Source organism: Bacillus sp. FSL L8-0199, assembly GCF_038005705.1.
GTDB lineage: Bacteria > Bacillota > Bacilli > Bacillales > Bacillaceae_G > Bacillus_A > Bacillus_A cereus.
This window is the reverse complement of the sequence record NZ_JBBOTS010000002.1, coordinates 206,118-217,902: the sequence shown is the minus strand read 5'-3', so window position 1 is coordinate 217,902 and position 11,785 is coordinate 206,118. Positions and strand designations below refer to the sequence as shown.

The following is an 11,785-nucleotide window of genomic DNA, read 5'->3' as shown; positions in this document are numbered from 1 at the left end:
TTAGTTAACTTGGATTAACTTTTCAATTTTCTTTTTAAATGGTTGCACAACATTTTGACCAATACGTTCAATTTCATGCTCACTAATCTGAGAAGTAATAAGAAAATAATTTGCCCCTATTTCCCAAAAATCAGTTAACGTCGAGATGACTTCCTCATAGCTACCAACAATAGAAATTGAATTAGATGGGTTAACTAAACTTAGACCTCCCCAAAGATGATCATCTATCCACATACTATCTTTTGTAATTAAATCTTTGTATCGGCGAAGTCCAACAGAATCTGCATTATCTAAAAATAGCTTAGTCATCCTCTTTAAGGCTGCTGGTGTTCTCTCAAGTAATTCATATGCTTCTTTATATGCTTCTTCCGAAGTCTCACGAGCAATGATGTCTACTAAAATAGCACCTGGAATTTTCTCGCGCCCATATTGCTTAGCGTAATTATTAACTGTTTGATAGTGTTCTCTAAGACTTTTGCGGTCTGTTGCATAAAGTATATAAGCATCACCATACTCTGCAGCTACTCTCATTGCCTCCTCGGAGGACCCCGCTACAAAGTAGCGGGCACTTCGAGAGAGATCTTCCTTTGGATAAATATCACTATTTTCTACTTGATAAAACTCACCTTTATAGCTAGTTACTCCTCGTCTTAATTGTTGTAACAGCTCAATATATTCTTTTGTCCTAGCATATCGTACATGGTGCGGTTCTGGTAATCCATCACGCGCAAGGACAAGCGAGGCACTTCCAGTTACAATGTTAATATCTGCACGATTACCAATTAAACTATTTAAAGTATTCAATGCTTTTGCTGTTACGGTAGGAAGCATCTGGTTTGTATTTTGCGCAACCAAAATCTTTACAAACTCCGTATTCATTCCAATCATAGACGCTGCTATCATTGGATCAACAGATGTTGGTGCAATGGAAACCAATACTGAGTCAAAGTTATTCTTCTCAGCTCTTTTAGCTTGATTAACATATTCCTCTAGAAGTTCTTTTGTTTGTGGTGTTGGAATAACAGGTAATCCCCAGCAAAACTCAACTTTTGACGGAACTACTTCTTTATTAATCATGTTGTTCCCCTCCCTTTACTACTTTCTACTTTTTAAAGCAGATAATGTATTTTTCATAACCGATTTCGCTTTCAATAACTCTTTTTTATTTGTTAAATTGTTATTTACTTCTTGATTACTTAAATATTTAGCAAGAGATTTAATTGACGTATGCTCATAAAGAACAACTATAGGTAAGTCTCGTTTAAAGGCCTCTTTTAATTTCACATTAATACGAACAAGATCTAAAGAACTCATCCCTAGATCGAAGAAATTATCGTAAATTCCTATTTCTTCGATTCCAAACATATCTTTTAATAATTCGTATAATTGTTGTTCAATTTCATTAGTTGGTGGTCTATACGTTGTGGAAACATCTGAACGATTCTGCTTTAATCTATTCTTACTTCCTTTTTCCAATAATTCATTATAATAGTTGGCACCATTTAAAAGTTTCCAATGTAAATCTATTGGAGAAACCACGACTTGTTGTTGATTTCTATTGATAATACTACGGAATACTTTTAAACCCTCTTCTACAGTTACACCATCATGTAATACACTTTCCATATCCATATTAAATTGCTTTGCCCATATTTCAGCCGACTTAAGTGACATACCCACCTCTTGCCAATCTGGCCAATTAATAGCTACAGTGAACACTCCATCATGAGCCCGCTTATAAAACGCAAATGCATCTAAAAATTCATTCGCTGCATTATAACCACTCTGACCAAATTTCATATGATACGCCACATTACCAATTGATGAACATAATACGAAGAAATCAATTGGTTCATCTTTTAATAAAGCATCGAGTACTAGTGTACCTTTAATTTTCGGAGCTAAAATTTTATTATTAGATTCTTTTTCACGATTCATCATAATACCTAGATAATCAGCGACACCTGCTGCATGAATTACGCCATTAATAGAACCAAAACGAGATTTAGCCTTTTCAATTGCCTGTTTCATATCATCTTGATTGGAAACATCAGAACTTAGGATCATGTATTCTGCACCTTGAGACTCCATTGTCAACAAATCAGAAATAACTCGGCTTACACGCTCGTCTTTATTTTCTAAGTACTGTTCCCATTGATTACGTGGTGGGAACTCTGAGCGGCCAATCAATATAAGTTTGACATTTGGTACTCTATTAGCTAAATCTTTTGCAATTTCAAATCCAATTCCACCAAGTCCACCAGTAATTAAATAAACGCCACCCTCTCGTAATCTATCAATTTCTACATCTTCTTCCTCAAAAGGACTTTGAATAATCGTTTGCGTCCATCGATGACGTCCTCGATAAGCTACAACTATATCAGTAGAATCCACAAAACTCTCCATTAAACCCGCTTCTTCAAACATTTGTTGAGAATCTGTATCCATATCAATGGTACGACATTTTATATTTTGAAACTCAAGATTGCATATTTTTGAAAAGCCTAGAATTGTAGCTTGCTCTGGCTTTAAGTTCAGCTCTGTACCTGTAACTTCAAACATACGATCAGTAAAAATGTTTAACTGTAATGCTCCCTCATAATTAATTTTCCCAATTGCTTGTGCAATATAAAGTAACGAATAATATCCTTCATCCATTGATCGTTCAATTCTCTCTTGATCGAGAATAACCTCATTAACTGGATTAAAGCTCCAAGCATGTATAATCTTATTTGGTAATAAATCTTTTTGTTCTAATTCTGAAAATAGCATTTCATAATGCATTTTTTGAGATGGACATATCGTATATAAACCGTCGGATTTTTCAGAGAAAATACCACCTGTTTTAACTTCAATTACATCATGACCTTCTCTTTTTAATTTTTCTATCAGTCGATTGAATCGATTTAGATGATCATTGAAAATAAGCCATTTATATTTTTGTTCTTTCTTTATTTGTATAGATTTTAATGTTTTGCGTTCCCAAGAAGGCAAATAAAACCAGTCTTTAATATTAGCCTGTTTATTATGGCCTCTTGTTTCCTGAGTTAAACTCTGAGATTGAGTATTAAAAAATGGATCAGCTTTAAATCGTTTTTTCATGAAAGGATACGTTGGTAAATCTAATAACCTTTTATTCTCACTGTTATTAAAAGTATTCCAATTTATAGTTCCACCTTGCATCCATAACCGTCCCATTTGCTTGCATAAATGCTCGAAGTCATTTGATTTATCCAGAGGATGACGTAACATGTTTAAAGCCAATTGATCTTTACTTCTATTTAAATGTTTTAATACAAAAGTTGATAATGCATTACCTGAGCCAATCTCAAGGCAAATTACATTTTTCAAATGAAAAATTTCAGATAACCCCTTTGAAAATTGAACAGTACTTCGTAGATGCTGTGCCCAATAAGAAGGTGATGTGGCTTGATTTGCTGTAATCATTTCACCTGTAACATTAGATATATAAGGTATTTTAGGACTTGATAATTTTATATTTCCTACAGCTTGCTCAAATGAATCTAGAACTTCATCCATCATTCGAGAATGGAAAGCATGCGAAGTAAATAGACGCGTTGTCTTTACTCCATGATTTAAAAGTAATTCCTCAATTTTATTGATTGAAAGTACAGTACCAGAAATTACTGAGTGTTGAGAGGAATTTACAGCTGCTATATCTACATCATCTGTTATATAGGTTTTTAATTCTTCAACAGATAAATTTACACTTAGCATAGCGCCTTCTGGTACGCTATTCATTAACTTCCCTCTAATCATTACTAAATGTAATGCATCTTCATAAGACATTACTTCTGCTAAACAAGCTGCTACAAACTCACCAATACTATGGCCAAACATGACCCTTGGATAAACTCCCCAATTCATTAGAAGCTTGGCTAATGCATATTCAATAGTGAATAGTAGAGGTTGCGTCATTGAAGTTCTATTTAACTGTTCAGTTGCTTTATCCTCTGTCTCCTTTGTAGGATACAAAATATTTTTCATGTCTATATCTAACCAATTTGAGAGTAAGGCTAAACCTTGATCAACGTGTTCACGAAATACAGGTTCATTTTCATATAAATCTCTACCCATATTGATATACTGTGATCCTTGACCTGAAAAAAGAAAGGCTAAAGGTCTACTCTCCATTGCGTTTGTTTTCTCTAGTCCCGTATCACCAAGTTTTTCTATGGCATCCTCTATTCCATTAGCAACTACAGCAGTTCTATATGGAAATTCACGACGACCTTTTTGTAATGTATAAGCTGTATCAGATAGTGATATCTCTGGATTCTCCTTCAAATGCAATAATAGATCGTTAGTAGCTTTATCTAAGGATTCCTCTGTTTTTGCTGAAACAGTTAATAAGTTCCAAGATTGTTTTTCAAAATTCTTAGCATTGTCAGGAACAGACTCTAACACTATATGTGCATTAGTTCCACCCATCCCAAACGAACTAACACCTGCTCTTCTTACCTCTTCTTTCCATGGGATAAGTTCCGTATTTACACGAAACGGATTTTTTCCAAAATCAATGCTAGGGTTTGGGTTATTATAATGAAGGCTCGGCGGAATTTTCTTGTTTTTCAAAGCTAAGACCGTCTTTATAAATCCTCCAACTCCTGCTGCAGCATCTAAATGTCCAATGTTCGTCTTCACTGATCCAATTAAAACTCTACCTGGTTCTTGCTTACCAAAAGCTAACTTCAATGCTTCTACTTCTATAGGATCACCTAGTTGCGTACCAGTCCCATGAGTTTCTATATATGAGATTTCTTCAGGCTTAACACCAGCTATTTCATGAGCCGATTTTATAACAGCAGCTTGTCCATCAACCCCTGGCGCTGTAAATCCAGCCTTATTGGCCCCATCATTGTTTACTGCAGCTCCTTTAATAACTCCATGTATTAAATTTCCATCTCGAAGAGCGTCCTCCAACCTTTTCAGTACTACAATACCAGCACCATTTCCACCCACTGTTCCTTGAGCATCCTTATCAAAAGCTCGACAATGACCATCTGGTGAGAAAATCATACCATCTTCATATAAATATCCTGTTTTTGTTGGATAAGTTATACTTACTCCCCCGGCCAAAGCTATATCGCATCGTCCATCAATAAGATCTGCCCATGCGTTTTGAATAGCAACTAAGGAGGTAGAACAAGCTGTTTGTACTGTAATCGCTGGTCCTTTTAGATTTAATTTATAAGCCAATCGAGTAGCAAAGAAATCTTTTTCGTTTAACAACATTGCTTGGAAATCTTCTAATGTATTAGAAGATTCACTAGCAATAGAACGAAGCCAGTGGAAATTTGGTGATCCTCCAACATAAACTCCTGTATCCATATGAGAAGAATTAACCTCACCTGCTTGTTCTAGTGCTTCCCATGCGCATTCATGAAGTATTCGCAGTTGTGGATCCATCATTTCAGCTTCTTTTAGACTGTAATCAAAAAATTCATTATCAAATGCATCTACATCTTCTAAATACCCTTTAGATTTTATATAATTAGGTTTTTGAATCACTTCTTTTGGTATGCCCATCTCACTAAGTTCTTCATCTGTAAATGTACGAATGGATTCTATCCCTTGTTCTAAATTTGACCAGAATTGCTTAAGATTAGAAGCGCCTGGCATACGAACCGCCATACCAACCACTGCTACATCATTTTTATTCATAGATAAAAGATTTTCTTTCTTAACTTCTTCAGGTTGGTGTTCCATAGCATTATCACTTCTAAAGTAGGAAGCTTGATCATGAACCGTTGGGTATCGGAATAACATAGGCATTGTAAGTTCTTTTTCAAACTTGCTTCGTAAACGAGAAAACAATCGAACCATTTTTAAGGAGTTCCCTCCAACATCAAAGAAATTATCATACAACCCTACTTTTTCTACCCCCAAAACTTCCTTCCAAACATCAGCTACCGTTGTTTCAAGCTCATCTAGTAAATCATTTGGTTGTACTAACTTAGTAGGCTTAGGTAAAGCACGACGATTAACTTTTCCATTCGTAGTTAATGGCATTTCACTTAAAAGTACAAAATACATAGGTATCATATACGAAGGTATTTTGTCAGTAAGATAATAACGTAATTCATTTTGAGATATATCTTGATCAGTTAGTATATAAGCACACAGTTCTTGTTCCTCTCCAAAAGCAATAGATAAAACTACCGCTTCCTTCACATCCGCATGCTGTTGTAAATGATGTTCTATTTCTCCTGTTTCAATTCGATAACCACGTATCTTCACTTGATGATCACTACGACCTATATACTCCATTTCGCCATTTTCAAGAATACGGACTAAATCTCCTGATCTATATAATCTTTCACTTGGATTATAAGGATTCTGTATAAAACGTTCACTGTTTAGTTCAGGACGATTTAGATATCCCCGCGCAACTCCATACCCTCCAACATAAAGTTCCCCTTGCATTCCCTTAGGTGTAGGATTCATATGTTTGTCAAATACATAGCACGAATACGTAGGAAGAGGCACGCCTATAGCACTAAGATTACTGTGCATTTCTTTTTCTCCAATTTCCTTATAAGTAACATGTACTGTCGTCTCAGTTATTCCATACATATTTACTATGACCGTATTAGGTGAACGCTTAAACCAACTTTGCAGTAAACCTGGCTTCAGCATTTCCCCTCCAAATGTAATTAACCTAATTTTAAAAGCAAGTTTAGGCATCTCTTCAACTACTTGTTGAAAAACATAGAATGCAGATGGAGTTTGATTCAATACCGTTACTCCCTCATCTGCAATCAACTGGGCAAGTTTATACGTATCACGGATTGTTTCTTTTGTTGCCAGGACAAGACGTCCACCATAAGTAAGTGATCCAAATATCTCCCAAACTGACATATCAAAACAGAAAGAATGAAATAGTAACCACACATCATCACTAGAGAATTTAAAACTATTTGGTTGATGCATGACAAGTTGTATTACATTACTATGTTCAATCATAACCCCTTTAGGACGTCCTGTTGTTCCAGAAGTATAAATGACATATGCTAAATTATTTGGGGCAACATCTACTCTCTCGAAATCTTGCATAGGTGTCTCATTGAGTTCTTCAATAAAAAGCTTTGTGCTATCAAATTTAACTTTATCCTCAAATAAATTTGAGGTTATTATTACATTCGAACCACTATCTTGAAGAATAAAATCAATTCGTTCCTGAGGATAATCAGGATCGATTGGAACATAAGCCCCACCTGCTTTTAAAATACCAAGTAGAGAGATAATCATATTAAATGAGTAATCCAACATTACAGCTACTGGAGAATCTAAAGTTACACCTTCTTTTAGAAGAGCAAATGCCACTTTATCCGCACGCTCATTCAACTCTCCATAAGTCATCTCACTATTCTCAAATGTAAGTGCCACTCTCTCAGGATGCTTTTCAGCTTGCATCTCAATTAATTGATGAAGTGTTGTGTGTGGGAATGTAGCACTTTGATTTTGACCACCTTGAAGCAAAAACTTTTCTTCTGCCTCATCTAACATTTTAAGAGTTTGTATTGGTTGTCCTTCATCTAAAAGCATTGAATCTAATAGCTGTATAAAATGGTTAGTTATACTGGTAATAATGGATTCATCAAATACATCTTCAGGCCACATCATTGCAAGTTTAATAGAATCGAAACACTCTATTGAGACGGTTAAATCATAGTTGGTCATTTCATTTACTTCATAACCTGAAATTCTTACACTTTCATCAATTTCTTTCAGCTTTTCTATATCAAGAGGATAATTCTCAACTACCATAATAGTGTCAAATGACACGTTTAAATCAACAATTGGAGTCGTTTCATATTCAGTTCTTCTTTGGACATCACTTTGAATTCTTTGTAAAAGATCTGAAACAGTCATTCTCCCATCAGCACTTACACGAAGTGGTGGTGTATTTATAAATAAACCTACCATTTCACTCAGACCGTGCATTGGAATTGAACGCCCAGATACTGTTGTACCGAATATTACGTCCTCTGAATTTTTGTACCTTTGTAATAATAGACCCCAGGCTGTATAGAATAATGTAGCCAATGTTACACCTTGATTACTTGCAAAACTTCGAAATCTATCACTTCGCTCTTTATCTATCTCTTTTACATATGTTTTTGCTTTTTTTAGTTGATTAGAATTTTTATTGGATAAATTTATTTGTTCAATTAATCCATTTAAATATTGTTCCCAAAAAAGCCTTTGTTTTGATTTATCTTGTTTTTGTTGCCATAGTATATATTCTTTAAATTTCTTTTTATTTATAGATGATGGTACATCTCCCTTTATTAACTCTCGATATACCTTAATAAACTCTTGTAAAATAATACTATTACTCCAACCATCAAACAAAATATGATGATGACGTAAAACCATTTCATATTCGCCTTCGTTCAAATGGCACAGTTCGATAGAAAAGGGAACTGTTTGTAAATCAAAGCTTTCTGTATCATTAGATACTTTGCCATCACTATAAATAATGTTCGGAGTATGCTCTTTTAGTATAAGTTGTACAGGTTGTTTAACTTTTTCCCATCGAAAAATTGTACGCAGCATTTCATTTTCCCGCGTTACATAATTCCACGCCTCTTCAAACTTTGGAATATTAATTTTTCCAGTTAAGCAAAGTCGAAGTTCTTCATGATATAGCTTTCCTTCGGGTTCTTTCAAATAATGATAAAGAATACCTTCCTGCACTGGTGTAAGGGCGATTACATCTTCAATATCTTCTTTATGAATCTTTACTGCTTTCCTCATTAACAGAACCTCCTACAAGTGTGGTATGGTGTGAATATTTATCGGAACCTAATAAGGCAAGTGCTTTTCTATCTATCTTTCCGCTATCCGTTAATGGCATTTCATTTACACGTACCAAACTGTTAGGTATCATATAATCTGGTAAAAATAAGCGTAGATATTTTTTTAACCTCTCTAACTCAATATCATTTTCTGACTCATAGAAAGCTATTAACTTAACTACCATCTCAGATTCTTGTCTTACAATTACCGCACATTGTAAAACTCCTTCACAAGACATTAAACACGATTCTATTTCCCCTAACTCAATACGAAGGCCATTAACTTTAACTTGAAAATCAATTCTTCCATGAAACTCAATATTCCCATCCGATCTTATTAAAGCTAAGTCACCGGTTTTATATATACGGGTATCAAGGGAATATTGTACAAACTTTTCTGCCGTTAATTGCGGCCTATTTACATATCCACGTGCTAATCCTATACCTGAGATACATAATTCTCCTATATGGCCTTCCGGAAGTTTATTACCATATTTATCAACAACAAACATCTCAATATTCTTAATTGGTCGCCCTATTGGAACGCTCCCTTCTGTAATCTCATGTGTCGGACAATCATAAGCAGTCACATCAATGGTTGCTTCAGTAGGTCCGTACAGATTAGTAAGAAGTGTACCATTAGAGAAATTTAGCAACTTATTAAAACGGTTTACATGTTGAGACAGTAGTGCCTCACCACTAACAAATACTTGTTTCAACGATTTTATTCGGTTAGTTTCACCTGTCACATCAAGATAGTGTAAAAATGCACTTAACATAGATGGTACAAAATGCATAATTGTCACGTCATTACTTTCAGTTGTCTCAATAATAGCCTGTGGAAACTTCTCCATCCCCGGCGCAAGAATACATACTTTGGCTCCAACTATGGCCCACCAGAACATCTCCCATACGGATACATCAAATGTATAAGGGGTCTTTTGTAATATAGTATCCTTTGAACTAATTGGATAAGCCTCTTGCATCCACTCAATTCGATTTATTAAGGCCGAATGCTCAATCATTACACCCTTAGGTTTCCCGGTTGAACCGGAAGTGTATATTACGTACACAAGATCAGAGGGCTTGTTAATACACTCTAGATTTTCACTCTTTCCTTCATAGGAAATCGAATCTAAAGCCAACATATCAGCCTTCAAACTATCTTGAAAACGATGTAGGATTTGCTTTTGCGTAAGTATTAATTTAGCACCGCTATCTTCTATAATGAATTGTAATCGTGATGATGGATGATTCGGGGAAAGCGGAAGATATGCTCCGCCCGCTTTCAATATCCCGAAAATTCCGACAACCATTTCGATAGATCGCTCTACCATAATACCTACAACTGTATCTGGACCAACTCCACCTTCACGTAAAAGACGAGCTAATTGGTTACTTTTTTCATTTAATTCCTTATAGGTTAATGTTTCTTTTTTAAAGATAACAGCAACCTCATCTGGCGTACGGACTACTTGTTCTTCAAACAGCTTTTGTATACATGTACTCATCCGGGTTGTATCACTCCTTTAGTTACAGGTATTTTTTCAATGGCATGTTTCGCTTTTTTAGCAAATCCCTTACCAAGTAATAGCTGATGAATCTGATTACTCCCCTCAACGATCTCCATTGTTTTGGAATCTCTAAAGCACCTTGATATTGAATAATTATCATTACAACCAAGTGCTCCCATAATCTGTACAGCATTCGTTGAATGCCTTGTACCTGAGCGCGATGCAAAATATTTTGCAATCATAATCTTTTCAGTAGCATCAGCTCGATGCTCATTTTTGGCCTTACAAGCTTCTAAACTAAGTAGTATAGAAGCTTCTAAATCTACTCCCATATCCGTAATCATATGTGAAATCATGCCATGATCAATTAGAGAGTTACCAAATGCACTTCTATGTAATACATGATTCCCACATATTTCTAAACAAGTACGTAATACACCAAGAGCAGCAAAGGCAATTGAAATACGCCCAAATTCTAAAGCATACGGTGCAAGGTAAGTAAAAGCAAATCCTGGTCTACCAATCATATTTTCTAAAGGTATTTCTACATTATTGAATTCAATTTCTGCCAAATATGCAGCTTTAAATCCAAGCATGTCTCTTATATGAGTAACATTTACACCCGCACTATCTTTTGGTACTAAACAGGCAACTGGTTGTTCACCATTTAGCTTTCCAAATACCAAAAACACATCAGCAGCTGCACCAAAAGTGATCCACTTCTTCACTCCATTAAGTATTAATTCATCCCCGTGTTGATCGAAGTTCGTTTTAATCATATTTAAATCTGATCCTGCTCCAGGTTCAGTAAGAGCTAATGCAGCTATTTGATTACCAGATGCAAGTAATGGTAACCACTGATTTTTTTGATTTTCTGTTCCCCATTTTAAAATCGTTTCTGTTACCATCGTATGGACATTAAATAATCCCGAAAGAGAGACACTACCTCTTGCTATTGCTTCAGTAAATAACCCATACGTTACATAATCCCATTCTAATCCACCATACTCTGCTGGAAGTGTTCCACCTAAATAACCATTTTTAGCACAAGTCTTTATTATGTCTGATGGAATGCCCTGTTCAATTTCCCAACTATTAGCGTAAGGTTCTATATTTTCATAAACAAAATCCAAAAAATTCTGATACATTTTATATTGAGATGGCTCTAAGTATTGTTTCATGTCCATTACCGAACCATTTGCTTATTTCTTATAAAATTACCAATAGAATTTACAGACTTATAGTTATCCATATCTAAGTCATCCATAGTTACCTTTATGGCAAATTCTTTTTCAAGAAAAGTCATCAATTGGATTGCAAATAAAGAATTAACTAATCCTTCTTCAAAAATCTCAGTATCATCATTAAATTCAATACCTACATGATCTTGAATATACATATGAATAATTTGTTCTAAATTTTTATCTTGCATTTTATACACCCCTA

Annotated in this window: 5 protein-coding genes; all 5 read right to left on the bottom strand. The window is 35.0% G+C overall.

Annotated features, from left to right (window positions below; translation table 11 throughout):
* Genes NST86_RS29010 through NST86_RS28990 form a run of 5 tightly spaced genes read right to left on the bottom strand, consistent with a single transcriptional unit; the run spans position 1 to position 11,771 of the window.
* On the bottom strand, positions 1-1,077 hold the full coding sequence (locus NST86_RS29010; RefSeq protein ID WP_000608549.1) for an LLM class flavin-dependent oxidoreductase: 1,077 nt from the start codon (positions 1,075-1,077) through the stop codon (positions 1-3).
* Positions 1,078-1,095: 18 nt separating this feature from the next.
* Entirely contained in the window at positions 1,096-8,784 is a 7,689-nt protein-coding gene (locus tag NST86_RS29005; RefSeq protein WP_061663554.1) for a hybrid non-ribosomal peptide synthetase/type I polyketide synthase, read from the bottom strand.
* A complete protein-coding gene (zmaJ, locus tag NST86_RS29000; protein WP_061663553.1) occupies positions 8,759-10,336 on the bottom strand; it encodes a zwittermicin A synthase ZmaJ in 1,578 nt (525 codons plus the stop codon). The genes NST86_RS29005 and zmaJ overlap by 26 nt, the downstream gene beginning before the upstream one ends.
* On the bottom strand, positions 10,333-11,526 hold the full coding sequence (locus NST86_RS28995) for an acyl-CoA dehydrogenase family protein (RefSeq protein WP_061663552.1): 1,194 nt from the start codon (positions 11,524-11,526) through the stop codon (positions 10,333-10,335). The genes zmaJ and NST86_RS28995 overlap by 4 nt, the downstream gene beginning before the upstream one ends.
* Positions 11,526-11,771, bottom strand: coding sequence for an acyl carrier protein (locus NST86_RS28990; protein ID WP_001152970.1), 246 nt, complete (start codon positions 11,769-11,771; stop codon positions 11,526-11,528). The genes NST86_RS28995 and NST86_RS28990 overlap by 1 nt, the downstream gene beginning before the upstream one ends.
* Positions 11,772-11,785: the final 14 nt, after the last annotated feature.

Bases quoted from the DNA above. Each gene is read 5' to 3' on its own strand.
- NST86_RS29010 (WP_000608549.1), bottom strand. From the start codon at position 1,077: ATGATTAATAAAGAAGTAGTTCCGTCAAAAGTTGAGTTTTGCTGGGGA.
- NST86_RS29005 (WP_061663554.1), bottom strand. From the start codon at position 8,784: ATGAGGAAAGCAGTAAAGATTCATAAAGAAGATATTGAAGATGTAATC.
- zmaJ (WP_061663553.1), bottom strand. From the start codon at position 10,336: ATGAGTACATGTATACAAAAGCTGTTTGAAGAACAAGTAGTCCGTACG.
- NST86_RS28995 (WP_061663552.1), bottom strand. From the start codon at position 11,526: ATGGACATGAAACAATACTTAGAGCCATCTCAATATAAAATGTATCAG.
- NST86_RS28990 (WP_001152970.1), bottom strand. From the start codon at position 11,771: ATGCAAGATAAAAATTTAGAACAAATTATTCATATGTATATTCAAGAT.